This is a genomic window from Aeromonas sp. 600527 (assembly GCF_049175415.1).
GTDB lineage: Bacteria > Pseudomonadota > Gammaproteobacteria > Enterobacterales > Aeromonadaceae > Aeromonas > Aeromonas veronii_A.
Genome location: NZ_JAAKVA010000004.1, coordinates 81,806 through 99,028, shown reverse-complemented (window position 1 = coordinate 99,028; position 17,223 = coordinate 81,806). Strand labels below are relative to the sequence as shown.

17 protein-coding genes are annotated in these 17,223 nt (G+C 56.1%); all 17 read left to right on the top strand.

Annotation, left to right across the window (positions count from 1 at the left end; genetic code table 11):
• Positions 1 to 252 precede the first annotated feature (252 nt).
• The 17 genes from tapM (at position 253) to astD (ending at position 17,192) form a co-directional block, all read left to right on the top strand.
• A complete protein-coding gene (tapM, locus tag G5154_RS07540; RefSeq protein WP_421212294.1) occupies positions 253 to 1,314 on the top strand; it encodes a PilM family type IVa pilus assembly protein TapM in 1,062 nt (353 codons plus the stop codon).
• The gene (gene tapN / locus G5154_RS07535; RefSeq protein WP_421250657.1) at positions 1,302 to 1,880 is read left to right on the top strand and encodes a PilN family type IV pilus biogenesis protein TapN; all 579 of its coding nucleotides are present in this window, start codon (positions 1,302 to 1,304) and stop codon (positions 1,878 to 1,880) included. The genes tapM and tapN overlap by 13 nt, the downstream gene beginning before the upstream one ends.
• Positions 1,877 to 2,476, top strand: coding sequence for a PilO family type IV pilus biogenesis protein TapO (tapO, locus tag G5154_RS07530; protein ID WP_005347920.1), 600 nt, complete (start codon positions 1,877 to 1,879; stop codon positions 2,474 to 2,476). Before tapN ends, tapO begins: the two co-directional genes overlap by 4 nt.
• Complete coding sequence (locus tag G5154_RS07525) at positions 2,473 to 3,006, top strand: pilus assembly protein PilP (protein WP_288728481.1); 534 nt, start codon at positions 2,473 to 2,475, stop codon at positions 3,004 to 3,006. The genes tapO and G5154_RS07525 overlap by 4 nt, the downstream gene beginning before the upstream one ends.
• Positions 3,007 to 3,022: 16 nt before the next feature.
• Entirely contained in the window at positions 3,023 to 5,239 is a 2,217-nt protein-coding gene (locus G5154_RS07520) for a type IV pilus secretin PilQ (RefSeq protein WP_005347911.1), read from the top strand.
• 191 nt (positions 5,240 to 5,430) lie between these two features.
• Positions 5,431 to 5,949, top strand: a complete 519-nt coding sequence (aroK, locus tag G5154_RS07515; RefSeq protein WP_005347909.1) for a shikimate kinase AroK — start codon at positions 5,431 to 5,433, stop codon at positions 5,947 to 5,949.
• A 14-nt stretch (positions 5,950 to 5,963) separates the two neighbouring features.
• Positions 5,964 to 7,046: a 3-dehydroquinate synthase gene (gene aroB / locus G5154_RS07510; RefSeq protein WP_216978214.1), complete on the top strand. Its 1,083-nt coding sequence runs from the start codon at positions 5,964 to 5,966 to the stop codon at positions 7,044 to 7,046.
• On the top strand, positions 7,036 to 8,616 hold the full coding sequence (locus G5154_RS07505) for an SPOR domain-containing protein (protein ID WP_216978215.1): 1,581 nt from the start codon (positions 7,036 to 7,038) through the stop codon (positions 8,614 to 8,616). The genes aroB and G5154_RS07505 overlap by 11 nt, the downstream gene beginning before the upstream one ends.
• 70 nt (positions 8,617 to 8,686) lie before the next feature.
• On the top strand, positions 8,687 to 9,559 hold the full coding sequence (locus G5154_RS07500; protein WP_005335008.1) for a Dam family site-specific DNA-(adenine-N6)-methyltransferase: 873 nt from the start codon (positions 8,687 to 8,689) through the stop codon (positions 9,557 to 9,559).
• Between the two features lie 190 nt (positions 9,560 to 9,749).
• Positions 9,750 to 10,424 (top strand): ribulose-phosphate 3-epimerase, encoded by a 675-nt coding sequence (rpe, locus tag G5154_RS07495; RefSeq protein WP_421250655.1) that lies wholly within the window; start codon positions 9,750 to 9,752, stop codon positions 10,422 to 10,424.
• Complete coding sequence (locus G5154_RS07490; RefSeq protein WP_421250654.1) at positions 10,411 to 11,079, top strand: phosphoglycolate phosphatase; 669 nt, start codon at positions 10,411 to 10,413, stop codon at positions 11,077 to 11,079. Before rpe ends, G5154_RS07490 begins: the two co-directional genes overlap by 14 nt.
• A 42-nt stretch (positions 11,080 to 11,121) precedes the next feature.
• Positions 11,122 to 12,126, top strand: coding sequence for a tryptophan--tRNA ligase (gene trpS, locus G5154_RS07485; protein WP_216978217.1), 1,005 nt, complete (start codon positions 11,122 to 11,124; stop codon positions 12,124 to 12,126).
• Between the two features lie 117 nt (positions 12,127 to 12,243).
• Complete coding sequence (locus G5154_RS07480; protein WP_019446358.1) at positions 12,244 to 12,459, top strand: hypothetical protein; 216 nt, start codon at positions 12,244 to 12,246, stop codon at positions 12,457 to 12,459.
• A gap of 20 nt (positions 12,460 to 12,479) precedes the next feature.
• Positions 12,480 to 13,061 carry an aminodeoxychorismate synthase component II gene (locus G5154_RS07475; RefSeq protein WP_421212289.1) on the top strand — a complete coding sequence of 194 codons (582 nt, stop codon included), beginning with the start codon at positions 12,480 to 12,482 and terminating at the stop codon, positions 13,059 to 13,061.
• A gap of 276 nt (positions 13,062 to 13,337) precedes the next feature.
• Positions 13,338 to 14,555 (top strand): aspartate aminotransferase family protein, encoded by a 1,218-nt coding sequence (locus G5154_RS07470; RefSeq protein ID WP_421250653.1) that lies wholly within the window; start codon positions 13,338 to 13,340, stop codon positions 14,553 to 14,555.
• Between the two features lie 75 nt (positions 14,556 to 14,630).
• Positions 14,631 to 15,650 carry an arginine N-succinyltransferase gene (gene astA, locus G5154_RS07465; RefSeq protein WP_005334994.1) on the top strand — a complete coding sequence of 340 codons (1,020 nt, stop codon included), beginning with the start codon at positions 14,631 to 14,633 and terminating at the stop codon, positions 15,648 to 15,650.
• 72 nt (positions 15,651 to 15,722) lie between these two features.
• Positions 15,723 to 17,192 carry a succinylglutamate-semialdehyde dehydrogenase gene (astD, locus tag G5154_RS07460; RefSeq protein ID WP_421250652.1) on the top strand — a complete coding sequence of 490 codons (1,470 nt, stop codon included), beginning with the start codon at positions 15,723 to 15,725 and terminating at the stop codon, positions 17,190 to 17,192.
• Positions 17,193 to 17,223: the final 31 nt, after the last annotated feature.

The window sequence follows — 17,223 nt, the reverse complement described above, 5'->3', positions numbered from 1 at the left end:
ATAGCCCTTTTGCCATCTGGAATTCGAGGTTTTCCTGTGGCAAGTCACCCATCGACAGGATGCGAGAGGTTAGCACTACGCTGAGCAATAACCAAGGTGCCGCCTTCATCTCAAGAAAGCGAGGTGGGTCACTTTTCGGTATAAACTTTATGACATTGATAGTTAGAGCATTTAGGATGGGTCAAGCTCTCATATGATAGAGTGTCCTACACTCAATTCAGGTATAAAACCCAATAACGCATGGATGTGTATATGTTTGGGCTATTTAATAAGGGATCCCTCCTCCCCCTGGCGGGCATTGATTTCGGTAGCCAGACCATCAAGGCCGTTACGCTCAGTGGCCGTCCCGGCAAGCTGCATATTGAATCTGTAGCCGAGGTTGTCACCCCGAAAGGAACACTGGTTGACTACCAGCTGCAGGATATCGAGCGGGTCAGCCCATCTTTGAAAAACCTCAAGCGTCTTATCTCTGGCCATAGCGATTATGCAGCGACTGCAGTGACTGGTTCCAACGTGATCACCAAGGTAATTCAGATTGATGCCCGTCTCGGTGACAAGGAGTTGGAGAGCCAGGTGCAGCTGGAGGCCGAGCAGATCATTCCCTTCCCCCTTGATGAAGTCAGTCTCGATTTTGAGGTGCTGGGCACCAATGCCAGTGAAGATCGTCAGGATGTTCTGCTGAGTGCCGCTCGAACAGAGAGTGTCAATGGTCGTGTCAGTGCCCTCGCTGAGGCAGGCATTGCCGTCAAGGTAGTCGATGTGGGGGCACATGCACTTGGACGAGCCGTAGTGGCCTGTTTGCCCGAGTTGCAGGAGAGTGAGCGACCGATCGGAGTGATCGACATTGGTGCCAGTGCCATGACTTTCGCCGCCTTGGTTAAGGGGGAGGTGATCTACTCTCGATTGCAGAATTTCGGCGGTGATCAATATAGCCAGGCCATCTCATCCTTTTATGGCATGACCCTTGATGAGGCTGAACAAGCCAAGACCAAAGGTACTTTACCTGTTGACCATGAGCTGGACGTGCTGATGCCACATATCAACTCGCTCCTACAACAGGTGCGGCGTAATATCCAGCTGTTTTGCAGCTCGTCAGGCTACCGCGATATTGCCAAGTTGGTGCTGACCGGGGGTGGTAGTTTACTACCTGGCTTGTTGGTGCAAATAAAAGAAGAAGCCAATTGCGAGGTACTTCATCCGGATTTGTTCACCCTGTTTGGAAAACCGAAAGGGAACGCAGACCTGGTACATGGAGCTAAATATATGACGGCATTCGGGTTGGCTCTGAGGAGTTTTACACCATGTCAAATATAAACCTTCTCCCTTGGCGCGAGGCCCGGGCTCAGCGTCAAAAGAAACAGTTCGGAGCCCTGCTTGGGCTTTTCGTGTTGGTCACTGTCGCACTGAGTCTCTTTGCCAACTGGCTGGTCGAGCGCCAGATTACCGCCCAGCAGCAGCGCAATCAGCGGTTGGTTCAGGAGATGACCATCCTCGATGCGCAATTAGGTGAGATTCGTTTGCTCAAGGAGCGTCGCAAAGAGCTGATCGATAGGATGCAGCTTATCGAACATCTACAGATGCGGAGGAATGTGCCTGTTCGCCTCTTTAACCAGCTCCCCTCTCTGGTACCCAATGGGGTTTATCTTAATACCCTCTCATTGCAAAACAACATTATCGATGTCAATGGCAAGACAGAAGCTTATGGCCGAGTGGCCAGCATGATGCGTCGAATCGATGGCTCCGGTTGGTTGGGGCAGTCAAAAATCAGCACAATTTTTGCATCAGAGGTCTCACCGGTATCGTTGAGCCAATTCTCGATGATGTTCCTGATTGCCAGTAACGCCGCGGCTGCCGGGGATATGGCCAAGGAGAGCAAATGAATCTTCAGCAACTCAACGAGCTTGATCTGAATGACATCGCGAGCTGGCCAAAATGGGCTAAAGCGGTCTTTATCCTGCTGTGCTGTGTATTGACTGGTGGTGCTATTTATTACTATGTGATAGCCAATTCATTGGGCAATCTGACTAACGAGAGTGCCAGAGAGACAGAGCTGAAAAGTCAGTTTGAAAGCAAGGCGATGCTGGCAGCTAACCTGGGAGCCTACAAGGCACAAATGATCCAGCTCGAGCAGTTGGTCGATACTCAGCTTAAACAACTCCCAAATACCCATGAGGTTGCCGGCTTGCTTGACGATATCAGCTTTATTGCCACCGATAATGGCTTGAAACTGAATCGCATCAACTGGGAACCAGAAGTCAAGCACGAATTTTCTACCGAACTGCCTATGAGGATCGAGGTAGTGGGTGATTATCATCAGATAGGCAAATTTACAGCAGATATGGCGGCCTTGCCTCGTATCGTTATTCTCGACTCCTTTACCTTGAGTCAGAGCAAGGATCCAGGAGACCTGATTTCTATGTCGATGCTTGCCAAAACATATAAGTACAATGGTAAAACAGTGGAGCAGAAACAATGAGACGCATCTGCTGCTTGTTACCTGCTCTCTTGCTGGCGGCGTGTGGTGGTCAGGAGGAGATGGATTCCTATATTGCCCAAATCAAGGCAAGACCTCCTGTGCCGATTGAACCGTTACCCCAGTTGAAACCGTTTTCCCCCATGCACTATCAACAACGTGACCTGCGTAGCCCTTTCATGATGCCTCAACCAGAAGCAAGTGTCGGACGAGCGAATGCCTCCCAAGTGAAACCTGATTGCGCGCAGGTTATGATGGACAGAGAAAAAGAGGTGCTGGAAAACTACTCCCTCGCCAGCTTGTCAATGCATGGCTCTTTGGGCAAGGCCGGGCAGTTGTGGGCCCTGATCAGCACACCCGATGGAAAATCCATACGGGTCGGGCTCAACCAGTATATGGGGCTCGATCAGGGGCGAGTCATCAAGATTACTCCTACGGCTGTGGATTTGCTGGAAACCATTCCGGATGGAAAGGGGTGCTGGGTAACAAGAGAAACCCAGTTGGCGATGGCCAATATGCAAGAAAAACAATAATCAGGGACGAACAGCAATGAGAACAACCATAGACAGTCTAACAAAAGTGGCTTTGCTGTTTTGCGCCAGTGCCTTCAGCCAGGCTTGGGCAGTGGCAACCTTGCAAGAGATAAAAGTTAATCCATTGTTGGCAGATCAGTTGCAATTGGAGCTCAGCTTCAGCGAGCCTGTGAGTGGCTTTACCGATCGCCTCTCTTATCAACCTAATCAGCTTCTGCTGCATGTGCCTGGAGCCGTGGGGGCGCTCAAGGTAAATCCGCTGCCTATTCAGCGTCAGGGGGTAGACAATATTAAGGTGGAAGGGAAGGGGGCTGGCCTTGACATCAAAATTGCGCTCGATCAGCTGGCTCCCTATCAGGTTCAGCAGCAGGGTAACAAGTTGCTGGTTTCCCTGGGGGATGGGACCTCATCTGCCCTGAATAATGGTGATAGTGCTCTGATTGCTCCTGCTGTAACAGCGTCCTCTGCAATGCTGGCCACACCAGCACCCTCGGCACTACTCAATTCTCAGGTAGTTGCCAAGTCACTACCTGTGACACCTGTCAGCTCCCCTGTTGCTACTCCTACCGCCAGTAAACCATTGCTCAGCAACTATCAGAACGGTGGGAGTGGAGCCTATTTCAACTCGGTGACTGGGGTGGATTTTCGTCGTGGCAAGGATGGCCAGGGGGAGTTTCTGGTCACGCTGGACAACAGCTCGGCTGCCGTCGATGTGAGCAGCCGCGGCCAGACCGTACTAGCCAAGTTTCATGGCACTAGGGTGCCCGATGGTTTGCTTAATCTGATCAACGTGCAGGATTTTGCAACGCCGGTCTCTCAGGTTGAGGTGTCTCGACAAGGCAGTGACACTCTATTTGAACTGTCGGTTAATGGTCAATTTGATTACCGTTACGATCAGGCCGATAAACTTTTCATTATCGAGGTGAAAAAACGTCAGGCGGCATCGGCGTCCTCAAGGCAGTACCAAGGAAAGCCTATCTCATTGAACTTCCAGGATATTCCAGTCCGTACTGTGCTGCAGCTTATCGCAGATTTCAACAACCTCAATCTGGTGACCACCGACTCTGTAGCCGGCAATCTGACATTACGACTGGATGGTGTGCCCTGGGAGCAGGCGCTTGACATCATTTTGAAAGTACGTGGTCTGGATAAGCGGCTTGATAACAACATCCTGCTGGTTGCTCCGGCTGAAGAGATTGCGGCACGGGAGAAACAGCAGTTAGAGAGCCGTAATCAGGTGGCCGATTTGGCCCAGTTATATACCGAATACTTGCAGATTAACTATGCAAAAGCATCCGAAGTAGCTGCTCTGCTCTCATCCGAGAGTACCAAGTTGCTGTCGCCACGTGGCGCGGTGAGTGTGGATGAGCGCACCAACGTGTTGGTGGTCAAAGATACGGCTGAAGTGATCAGCAGCATCAAGCGGATGCTCGATATTCTGGATATTCCGGTCAAGCAGGTCGTCATTGAAGCACGCATGGTGACCATCGACGACGGTTTTGATGAGGCGCTTGGCGTGCGTTGGGGGGTGACCAAGAATGATGGACATGGTAATAGCACGTCCGGCTCTATTGAGGGGAATGATGGCTCAGGTAATAACAACGGCGGTTCGGCTATCAATCCCCGGCCATCAGCTGACGATCGGTTGAACGTCAACCTGCCGGTGACCAATGCTGCCGGTACTTTGGCATTCCAGGTTGCCCGTCTGGCTGATGGCACCTTGCTGGATCTCGAGTTGTCGGCGCTGGAAAAAGAGAGCAAGGCCGAGATTATCGCCAGTCCGAGGGTGACCACGGCTAATCAGAAACCGGCATTGATTGAACAGGGTACCGAGATCCCCTATGTGGAGTCCTCTTCCAGTGGTGCAACCTCGGTCACCTTCAAGAAGGCAGTGCTGAGCCTGAAGGTTACACCGCAGATCACCCCTGACAATCGTGTGATTCTCGACCTGACCGTCACCCAGGATACCAAGGGCGAAACCGTACCGACCGGTACCGGTGATGCGGTTTCCATCAATGCTCAGTCCATCACGACACAGGTGCTGGTGAACAATGGTGAGACTCTGGTACTCGGCGGCATCTATCAGCAGACTATCAAAAGTGATGTGACCAAGGTGCCTTTGCTGGGCGATATACCCGGATTGGGGGCCCTGTTTCGCAAGACCACCAGCGAGAACAAAAAGCGGGAATTGCTGATTTTCGTGACCCCCAAGATAGTCACCGACGCCTTCTGAAGGCTTTACATGTGAAGGTAAAACACATATAACCTTACGCCCCAATGAGGTTGGGGCGTAAGGGCTGCGGTTGCCAGTCCCGATATCTATTGAGATAATCCCCCTCCTGATCCATCGCAAGATAAGGTTCATAGGTACCCCGATCCAGTATTCATCGGGGTCGTACAGTTTGTAATTACTAACGAAAAAACATGGCTGAGAAACGCAATATTTTCCTGATAGGTCCCATGGGTGCGGGCAAGAGCACCATAGGTAGACATCTGGCAGAACAACTGCATATGGAGTTTTTCGACTCAGATCATGAGATTGAGCGCCGCAGTGGTGCCGATATCGGCTGGGTGTTTGATGTTGAAGGCGAAGAGGGTTTCCGTATTCGCGAAGAGAAGGTGATCAGCGAATTGTCTGAGCAGCAGGGTATCGTGCTGGCAACCGGTGGTGGTGCCATCAAGAGCCGGGAAACCCGCAACAAGTTGTCTGCTCGTGGCATCGTGGTCTACCTCGAAACCACCATTGAAAAGCAGTTGGCGCGCACACAGCGAGACAAACGCCGTCCTCTGCTACAGACCGAAGAGCCGCCGCGTGAGGTGCTTGAGCGTTTGGCACAAGAGCGCAACGCCCTTTATGAAGAAGTGGCTGACTTTGTTATCCAGACAGATGATCAAAGCGCAAAGATCGTTGCCAATCAGATTGTGAAGCTGATCGGTATGTAATCAAGAGGACGTCCATGGAACGGTTGAAGGTTGAACTGGGTGAGCGCAGCTATGCTATCGAGATAGCTGCCGGGTTGTTGCAGCGCCCCGAGGCGCTGGGATCGACCATCAAAGGCAGGCGGGTGATGATAGTGACCAACACGGTCGTTGCCCCGCTCTATCTTGAACGGGTAATGGCACTGCTGTCCGGTTTTCAGGTTGAATCCCTGATCCTGCCTGACGGTGAGGCATACAAGAACCTGGCGACCATTGAGCGGATCATGTCTGCTCTGCTTGAAACCAACCATGGGCGTGATACCACCCTCATCGCTCTGGGGGGCGGTGTGATCGGGGATGTGGTGGGCTTTGCGGCAGCAAGCTATCAACGTGGCATTCCTTTTATCCAGATCCCGACCACCCTGCTCTCCCAGGTTGACTCCTCTGTCGGCGGTAAAACCGCTGTCAACCACCCCCTCGGCAAGAACATGATTGGGGCTTTTTATCAGCCCAAACAAGTTGTTATCGATACCGAATGTCTGAGTACCTTGCCAGCCCGCGAATTTGCCGCGGGGATGGCCGAGGTGATCAAGTACGGCATCATTTGGGATGCTGATTTCTTCAGCTGGCTGGAGCAGAACATGGTGCGTCTGCAACAGCTGGAATCTGCCGCGCTGGTCTACGCCATCAAACGTTGCTGCGAGATCAAAGCCGATGTGGTCGGTCAGGATGAGACCGAGCACGGCATCCGTGCGCTGCTCAATCTGGGTCACACCTTTGGTCATGCTATCGAGGCCGAGCAGGGGTATGGCAACTGGCTGCACGGTGAAGCAGTATCCGCCGGCACCATGCTGGCAGCCTGGACTGCGCAGGCCCGTGGCGATATGAGCGAAGAGGACGTCGCGCGAGTGCGCGCCCTGCTGCTGGCCGCCAATCTGCCCATTCATGCGCCTGCCGAGATGGATTTCGCCGCCTTTATTCGCCATATGCGCCGTGACAAGAAGGTGCTGGAAGGCAAGCTGCGTCTGGTGTTGCCGGTTGGCATCGGCCATGCGCAGGTGGTGGGGGATGTGTCCGATGCCGAGTTGCTGGCGGTGATCGAGTCTGGTCGTGACGAATAAACTGCTAAAACTTCCTTCCCAGCGGCAGCTGGTTGACCGGCTGCTGCATCTGATTGAATTCAATCACCCTTTCATTTTTCTATCCGGTAAACCCGGTTGTGGTCGCGGTACGCTGTGCGAATCCCTGCTCGGCGTGTTACCGGAAAAAGTGCGGGTGGTAAGCCTGATCGGTACGCCTGCCATGAAGATGGTGGATGTGCGCCAGCTGTTGCTACCACAGGTGGTGGCGCGCCCGCTCTTCAATCCACAGGATGCGCTGGCGGAGAGCTTCTTTCGCATGCTGGAGGGGAGCAAGCCTGCCACCCTGTTGCTACTGATAGAGCGTGCCGACCAGTTGCCGGCCGAATTGCTAGGAGAGTTGTGGGCGATCATCCGTCATAACGATACTCTGGCGGCGCCCCATCAGCTGGCCATTATCGTCTCGGGCAGTGACGTCTGGTGTCGTACCCAACGGCCGCAGCTCAAAGGGCGTGCCATGCCAGCCCTTGAGCTGGAAGTGCCGCCCCTGAGCCCGCCCGAGCAGCGCATCTTCTTGTATGAGAAAGCCAAAGAGCTCAAGATCCCGGCGACCCTCTTGCCCAAGCCGCAAGTGGAGGAGATCCTGAAAACGGCGAATGGACATCCGTCCACCATCATGCAGTTACTGGAGGATATCATGACCGACAGAAGGCCCAAGAAGCGTCAGGCGGAGTTGCCTGTCAAGAAGATTGCCACCGCTATCGCGCTGGTCGCTGGCGGCCTGCTGGCTTTGAGCTACCTGCTACCTGCGCTGTTTGACAATGAAAGCAAACCGGCGCTGCAGGATCCGGCGCAGAACACGGCATTGCCGATCCCGGTAGCGGGAGGCGATCCCCTCACCGCAGGCGGTTCGAATACCGATACCGCTGCACAAGGCGCGCAAAACCGCGATGCAGCCAGTAATCCCAATGGGGTTGTGAAGGATTGGCAGCCTGAGGCGAAAGTGCTGCCCAAATCGGTGGAGAGCGAAACCGTTACCACCGAATCAACCAATTACGAAGGGCGTCGGGTGGTGATCTCCGACGAGGTCGTGCAAAAGCTGATGACCGAACCCAAGGTGAGCGGCGCTCTGCCTACTGACGTGGTGGACGAGCTGACCGGCAAGAACCCGAGTGGCACAGCCCCCAGTGGTGCAATCGCAACCACGGCGCCAGCCAGTACCGCCAAAGCACAGAATCCGGCGACAACCGCAACGCCTGCTGCTACCTCCAAAACCGCCAGCAATGAGCCGGTTGCCGCGCCAGCACCCAAAGTAGCCCTGACACCGGTCGCCACCTTGAACAAGAAGCCGCGCAACCACTACAGCGTTCAGCTGATGGGGGCGAGCAACACCAAGGCGGTGGATCAATTTGTCGCCGAGCATGGTCTGGCGGGTAAGGTATGGGTCTATCAAACCAAATTCCGTGGCAGCCCCTGGTACGTGGTGCTGCAAGGGGATTATGCCGGTCTGACCCAGGCCAAGAGTGCCATTCGCAAGCTTCCGCCAGCCTTGCTGAAAGGCCAGCCCTGGCCCAAGTCGTTTGCACAGGTACAAAAAGAGCTGAAGCAATAGCCTTGATACCGGATAAGGGGGTAGAATCGTCCCCCTTTTTGGGTCTTGCCTTCTTACACACCGGATTTCCATGAAAAAAACACGCGCTTTTTTAAAATGGGCCGGGGGAAAATACTCCCTGGTTGAAGAGATTGCCGAGCGCCTGCCGGCCGGGCGTGTGTTGCTGGAGCCCTTCGTCGGGGCCGGGTCAGTGTTTCTCAACACCGACTACGACGCGTATGTGCTCAACGACATCAATCCGGATCTGATCTGCCTGTACAACCACCTCAAGCTGACGCCGGACAGTTTCATTGCCGAGGCGCGCAAGCTGTTTGTGGCAGAGCACAACCACAAGGCGGCCTATTACCGGCTGCGTACCCAGTTCAATCAGACCGAGACCACCTTCGAGCGGGCACTCTTGTTCCTGTTTCTCAACCGTCACGGTTTCAATGGATTGTGCCGCTACAACAAGAAGGGCGGCTTCAACGTGCCGTTCGGTTCCTACAAGAAACCCTATTTCCCGGAAAAAGAGCTGTGGGCCTTTGCCGAAAAGGCGCAGAAGGCGACCTTTATCTGCGAGAGCTACGCCGATGCCATCAAGCGAGCCGAAGAGGATTGGGTTATCTATTGTGATCCACCCTATGCGCCGCTCTCCACTACGGCGAGCTTCACCACCTATGCCTCCGGCGGGTTTACCCTGGATGATCAGGCGATCCTGGCGCGACTGGCCCGCCACACAGCCGCTCACAAAGGGGTGCCGGTGCTGATCAGCAACCACGATATCGAGCTGACTCGTGAGCTTTATCGCGGTGCCCGCCTCGACGAAATCCTGGTCAAGCGCACCATCAGTCGCAACGGCGGCACCCGCAACAAGGTGGCCGAATTGTTGGCGCTCTATCCGCCCGGAATCGAACCGGAGCAGGGCTACTATCCCAGCGACAGTGAACTGCTGCCACTGACGTAACAGACCATGCGGCGCCCCAGGGGCGCCGTTTTTTATGGGCGAGTCCGCGCCCGTGCCGATGTCCTATAACCCGGGTTGCTGGGGGAGGGTAGGTGATTGCCCCATTTACCCCGCATTCGAGTCGTTTTCGCCCGCCTTTTACGTTAAAATTGCGCCGCTTTTTCTCCCTGGCTGCCAATGGATGATGCTGATGAAAGACTTTCTGATTGCCCCCTCGATCCTCTCTGCCGATTTTGCCCGTCTGGGTGACGATGTAGCCAAGGTACTGGCTGCCGGTGCCGACGTGGTTCACTTCGACGTGATGGACAACCACTATGTCCCCAACCTGACCATTGGCCACATGGTCTGTCAGGCGCTGCGTGACTACGGTATCGAGGCCCCCATCGACGTGCACCTGATGGTCAAGCCGGTGGATCGCATCATTCCTGATTTTGCCAAGGCCGGTGCTTCCCTCATTACCTTCCATCCGGAAGCGTCCGATCACGTTGATCGCTCTTTGGGCCTCATCAAGGAGATGGGCTGCCAGGCGGGTCTGGTGCTCAATCCTGCTACCTCGCTCTCCTGCCTCGAGTATGTGATGGACAAGCTGGACGTGATCCTGCTGATGTCGGTCAACCCGGGCTTCGGTGGCCAGAGCTTCATCCCCGGCACCCTCGACAAGCTGCGTCAGGTGCGTCGTCTGATCGACGAGAGCGGCCGCGATATCCGTCTCGAGATCGATGGCGGGGTGAAGGTCGACAACATTCGCGAGATCGCCGAAGCGGGCGCCGACATGTTTGTCGCCGGCTCGGCCATTTTCAGCCAGCCTGACTACAAGGCGGTGATCGACAAGATGCGTGCGGAGCTGGCTCATGTCACACGCTGAGCGCGCATTTGATTTGGTGCTGTTCGATCTGGACGGCACCCTGATCGACAGCGCCGCCCAGTTGGCGCTGGCGGTCAATCTGACTCTGGCTGATCTGGGTTTGGAACAAGCTGATGAAGCGGTGATCCGTACCTGGGTTGGCAACGGCGCCGACAAGCTGATCCAGCGGGCGATCGCCTATCGCGAGGCCGACCCCGAGCTGTTTGCCAAGGCCCGTCCGATCTTTTTCCAGCACTACAACGCCTGTTTGCTGCAGGGGCTGGCTATGTATGATGGGGTTGCCCGGAGTTTGCGCCGTTTGCAAACCCTGGGTTATAAGCAGGCGATCGTCACCAACAAGCCGAGCGATTTCGTGGCCCCTATCCTCGATGCCCTTGGCATCAGCGATTGTTTCGAACTCTGGCTTGGCGGCAACTGTGTGCCGGTCAAGAAGCCGAGCCCGGAGCCCTTGCTGCACGCTTGCCAGGAGTTGGGGGTGAGCCCGGCTCGCACTCTGATGGTGGGCGACTCCGAAAATGATGTGCTGGCGGCCAAGGCGGCCGGCATGAAGGTTGTGGGCCTGACCTACGGTTACAACTATGGTCGCCCCATTGCCGACTCCCGGCCTGACTGGGTGTTCGAACACTTTTCCCAGCTCGATGCGCTGCTGAGCTAAGCGCGTCGCCGGACTGGCTGAATTACAAGGATTACTACTCTTATGACCAAACCAATCGTATTGAGCGGGGCGCAGCCCTCCGGTCAGCTGACCATCGGCAACTACATGGGCGCGTTGCGTCAGTGGGTCAATATGCAGGATGAGTACGACTGCCTCTACTGCATCGTCGACCTGCATGCCATTACCACCCGCCAAGATCCGGTTGCCCTGCGCAAGGCCTGCCTCGATGCTGCTGCCCTCTATCTGGCGGTCGGTATCGATCCCAAGAAGAGCACCGTTTTCATCCAGTCTCACGTGCCGCAGCATGCCGAGTTGGGCTGGATCCTCAACTGCTACACCCAGATGGGTGAGCTGTCGCGCATGACCCAGTTCAAGGACAAGTCCGCCCGTTTCGAGAACAACGTCAACGTCGGCCTGTTCGGTTATCCGGTGCTGATGGCCGCCGATATCCTGCTCTATCAGGCCAATCAGGTGCCGGTCGGCAACGACCAGAAGCAGCATCTCGAGCTGACCCGCGATATCTGCACCCGCTTCAACAACCTCTATGGTGACGTGTTCACCATGCCGGAGCCCTTCATTCCGACCGAAGGGGCGCGGGTGATGAGCCTGCAGGATCCGACCAAGAAGATGTCCAAGTCGGATGACAACGAGGCCAACTTCATCGGCTTGCTGGAAGATCCCAAGCAGATCGTCAAGAAGATCAAGCGTGCGGTAACCGACTCCGACGAGCCTGCGGTGGTGCGTTTCGATCCGGAAAACAAACCGGGCGTCTCCAACCTGCTGACCCTGATGTCCGGGGTGACGGGTCGCTCCATCCCGGAGCTGGAGCAGCACTTCGAAGGCAAGATGTATGGTCACCTCAAGACCGAGACCGCCGAAGCCGTGGTTGCGCTGCTGGAACCGATCCAGGCTCGTTTCCACGAGTTGCGTCAGGATGAGGCCCATCTGATCGCGATTCTTGCCGAAGGGGCACAAAAGGCGCGTGAAAGAGCTGAAAAAACCCTGACCAGCGTATATGATGTAGTCGGCTTCGTTCCTCGAGCCTGACATACTGGGAAGGTGTAGTAGAAGAGAGCTGGGTATTTGCCTGGCTTTCTTTATTTTCCCACGTTGTATTTTGTTTAATTCTTTATTTCAACCCGGGTTATATCCCCAAGAGTACGCATGTCTGTTCAACCAAATATCTCGATTGAAGAGCTGAGTGACAAAGGTCACTGGCTGCGCAAGTTTCGCAAGGCGAAAAACCTCAATACCCTGCAATTGATGGTCTCCAATGCCATCGACAAACATCACAAGACTGCTGCCATCGCTGCCGCCATCTATCTGGCCGAATGTCAGCGTGAGCGGGAAATGGAACAGGGTCGTTTTCTCGATCGTTAATTACTGCCGCCGGTTATCTCATGTTGCTGTTAATTGATAACTACGACTCCTTTACCTGGAATCTGGTGCAATATTTTGGTGCGCTGGGCCAACAGGTGGTAGTCAAGCGTAATGACGAATTGATGCTGACCGATATCGAGCAGTTATCCCCCCGTTTTCTGGTTATCTCTCCCGGTCCCTGTACACCAAACGAGGCGGGTATCTCCCTCGATGCCATCACCCATTTTGCCGGCAAGCTACCCATTCTTGGCGTCTGCCTTGGCCACCAGTCACTGGCGCAGGCCTTCGGCGCCCGTGTAATACGTGCCCGTCAGGTAATGCACGGCAAAACCTCGCTCATCCGTCATCGAGGTGAGGGGGTGTTCAAGGGGCTCAACAACCCGCTGCGGGTGACCCGTTATCACTCACTGGTGGTGGAGCGCGACACGCTGCCCGACTGCTTTGAGGTCACCGCCTGGAGCGAGCATGCCGATGGCTCGTTTGACGAAATCATGGGGTTACGCCACAAGACACTTCCTGTCGAGGGTGTTCAGTTCCATCCGGAGAGTATTTTGAGCGAACAGGGTCATTTGCTGCTGGCCAATTTTCTGTCCTGTTCATAAAAATTTGTGATCACCTTCTCAAGTTTGAAAGAAGGTAAAAAAAATTTCTCTGACACTTTATTCAGCCCCCTTCCAGCCCAAATTATCTCTTGCCAAGCCCCCCTGAGTCGTTATGCAATGCGGTTGCCTAAAATCTCAAGGTCAATCGAACATTGTTCCTTATAGGCCGTCTTGTTACAGACTTTTTACTTTATTTCTGTGATAATCCCGTCACGTTTACACGGATTTAACTTTTGGGTGGTGGATTATTCTGTCGCCGAATCGAAGGAGAGCTATATGTCAGAGTTGTTGGCAGTGACACGTGAAGTGTTTGATGAAGTGATGGTTCCCAACTATGCGCCCGCCAAGATCATCCCGGTGCGTGGTGAAGGGTCACGTGTCTGGGATCAGGAAGGGCGCGAGTATGTCGACTTCGCCGGTGGCATCGCCGTCAACGGTCTGGGTCACTGTCATCCCAAGCTGGTCGAGGCCCTGAAAACCCAGGGCGAGAAGCTGTGGCACCTCTCCAACGTCATGACCAACGAGCCAGCCCTGCGTCTGGCCAAGAAGCTGGTCGCCGCCACCTTTGCCGACAAGGTCTACTTCTGCAACTCCGGCGCCGAAGCGAACGAGGCGGCTCTCAAGCTGGCTCGCCGCTATGCCATCGAGAAGTTTGGCGAGCAGAAGACCCAGATCATCGCCTTCAATCAGGGCTTCCACGGTCGTACCTTCTTTACCGTCAGCGTCGGTGGCCAGGCTGCCTACTCCGATGGTTTCGGGCCCAAGCCCGGTGACATCACCCACGTCCCCTACAACGATCTGGCCGCGCTGGCCGAGGTGATCTCCGACAACACCTGTGCCGTGGTGATGGAGCCGCTGCAGGGGGAGGGTGGCATCATTCGTCCAACCGACGAGTTTGCCAAAGGGGTGCGCGAGCTGTGCGACAAGCACAATGCCCTGCTCATCTATGACGAAGTGCAGTCCGGTGTCGGTCGTACCGGCGAGCTCTACGCCTACATGGGGCTTGGCGTCACGCCGGACATCCTCACCAGCGCCAAGGCACTGGGTGGCGGTTTCCCCATCGGCGCCATGCTGACTACCAGCGAAATCGCCTCTTACCTGAAAGTGGGCACTCACGGCTCTACTTACGGTGGCAACCCGCTGGCCTGTGCGGTGGCGGAAGCAGTGATCGATGTGATCAACACCCCGGAGGTGTTGGCGGGTATCAAGCAACGCGAGCAGCTGTTCCGTGATGGGCTTGAAGCCATCAATGCCAAGTACCACTGCTTTAGCGAAATCCGCGGCAAGGGGCTGCTGCTGGGCGCCGCTCTGAGCGAAGAGTACAAGGGGCGCTCGCGCGACTTCCTGTTGGCCTCCATCGATCAGGGGCTGATGGCGCTGGTTGCCGGCACCAACGTGGTTCGTTTTGCTCCTTCGCTGGTGATCCCGGAAGCGGACATCAAGGAGGGGTTGGCCCGCTTCGAGAAAGCGGTCGCCCAGGTGGTTAACGCCTGATCCAAATTGAGGTGGGGAGCCCTCCCGGCAGGAGCCGGGACCCCACCTGACGTCAATGAAAGGGAGTTGTCATTTATGTTGGTTATCCGTCCCATCGAGCAAAAAGATTTTGCCGGGCTCAAGACCTGCGCCATCGAGTCCGGCACCGGCATGACCTCGTTGCCCGTCAACGATGAGCTGCTGCAGCGCAAGATCGACGCTTCTACCCAAACTTTTTCCGACAAGCCGGCCGGCAAAGGGGACTGCCTCTACTTCTTCGTGGCCGAGGATCTCGAGACCGGCGAGATGGTAGGGACCTGCGCCATCGATGCGGCTGTTGGTCTCTCCCAGCCGTTTTACAACTACCACATCGGCAAGGTGGTGCACTCTTCGCCCAAACTCGGTATCTACAATGTGGTCGAGACGCTGACTCTCTCCAACGACTACACCGGCAACTCCGAGCTTTGCACCCTGTTTTTGCGCGAATGTGCCCGCGAGGGGCTCAACGGCCGCCTGCTCTCCAAGCACCGCTTTCTGTTTATGGCCGAGCACCCCGAGCTGTTTGACGAGACCGTCTTCGCCGAGATGCGCGGCGTCTCTGATGCCAACGGTCACAGCCCCTTCTACGAGTGGCTGCAAACCCATTTCTTCTCGATGGATTTTCCCACCGTCGACTATCTGACCGGCATCGGCAAGAAACGCTTTATCGCCGAGTTGATGCCCAAGTACCCCATCTACGTCAATTTGCTGAGCAAGGAGGCGCGGGCCGTTATCGGTCAGACCCACGAGAAGACCCGTCCGGCCATCAAGATGCTGCAGGACGAGGGCTTCGTGAACCGTGGCTACGTCGATATTTTCGATGCGGGCCCCACCGTCGAGTGCGACGTGAAGAATATCCGCAGCGTGCGCCGCAGCAAGAAGCTGCGGGTGCTGGTGGGCGAGCCCATCGGTGGCAAGACCCACCTTATCTGCAACAGCCGTTTCGAACATTACCGCGCCTGCTACGGCAATATCCGGGTCGATCTCGACAAGCACGAAGCCATCATTCCGCCCAAGATGGCGGCGGCACTCAAGGTGCAGGATGGCGACATGGTGCGGGTGGTTGACCTCGACTGAGGCAAACAGGACAAGCAAACCGATTATCAGACAGGCAGCCTCGGCTGCCTGCCAGCGACAGGGAGTGAATGGATGAGCCAGTTAGTGCAATTTATCGACGGTCAGTGGCTTGCCGGTGAAGGCAAGCCGTTCGAGTCAACCGATCCGGCCAAGAACGAGGTGATCTGGCAGGGGGCTGCCGCCAGCACGGCGCAAGTGGATGCCGCCGTCAAGGCCGCCCGTGCCGCCTTCTACCACTGGGCGGACATGAGCCTTGAGGATCGTCTGGCCATAGTGCGTCGTTATGCCGACCTGCTCGGCGAGCAGAAAGAGGCGCTGGCCCTGACTATCGCCCGCGAAACCGGCAAACCGTTGTGGGAGACCCGCACCGAAGTGGCCGCCATGCAGGGCAAGATTGCCATCTCCATCCGTGCCCACGACGAGCGTACCGGCACCGTTGAAAATGCCATGCCGGGCGCCAAGGCGTTTGTCCGCCATAAGCCCCACGGTGTGGTGGCGGTGTTCGGCCCCTACAACTTCCCGGGCCATCTGCCCAACGGCCATATAGTCCCGGCGCTGATTGCGGGTAACGCCGTGGTATTCAAACCCTCCGAGCTGACCCCCATGGTGGCTGAGGCCATGGTCAAGGTGTGGCAGCAGGCCGGATTGCCCAAAGGGGTCATCAATTTGGTGCAGGGGGAGGTCGAGACCGGCAAGGCGCTGGCGGCCAACCCCGATATCGACGGCCTCTTCTTTACCGGTTCATCCCGTACCGGTCATTTCCTCCATCAGCAATTTGCCGGTCAGCCGGGCAAAATTCTGGCCCTCGAGATGGGTGGCAACAACCCGCTGATTGTGAAAGAGGTGAGCGACATCGACGGCGCCGTCCATGCCATCGTCCAGTCTGCATTTATCACCTCGGGTCAACGTTGCACCTGTTCCCGCCGTCTGTTTGTCGAGCGCGGCGAGCGCGGCGATGCGCTGGTCAATCGACTGGTCGAGGTGGTCAGCCAGATCAAGGTCGGCCTCTATGACGCCGCCGAGCAGCCGTTCATGGGCTCGATGATAAGCGAACGTGCTGCACTGGGCATGGTCGAGGCGCAAGCCAACCTGCAACAGCTGGGCGGTGAAAGCCTGCTTACCCTCAAGCACCTGGAAGCGGGTACCGGCTTTGTCTCCCCGGGCATTATCGACGTGACTGCAGTCAAGGCGCTGCCGGATGAAGAGTACTTCGGCCCGCTGCTGCAGCTCATTCGCTATGACGACTTCGATGCTGCCATCGATCAGGGCAACGCCACCCGCTACGGTCTCTCGGCCGGTCTGCTGGGGGACAAGGAGGCGGACTGGCACCATTTCTTCAAGCGGATCCGCGCCGGTATCGTCAACTGGAACAAACCCATCACCGGCGCCTCCAGTGCCGCGCCGTTTGGTGGCATCGGCGCTTCCGGCAACCACAGGGCAAGTGCCTACTACGCTGCTGACTACTGTGCGTATCCGGTTGCCTCTGTCGAAGACAGCAAAGCCGCTATGCCGGAGCAGCTCTCGCCGGGCCTCTTCTTCTAAACGGACAACTACAAGGGGCACCCATCGGGGC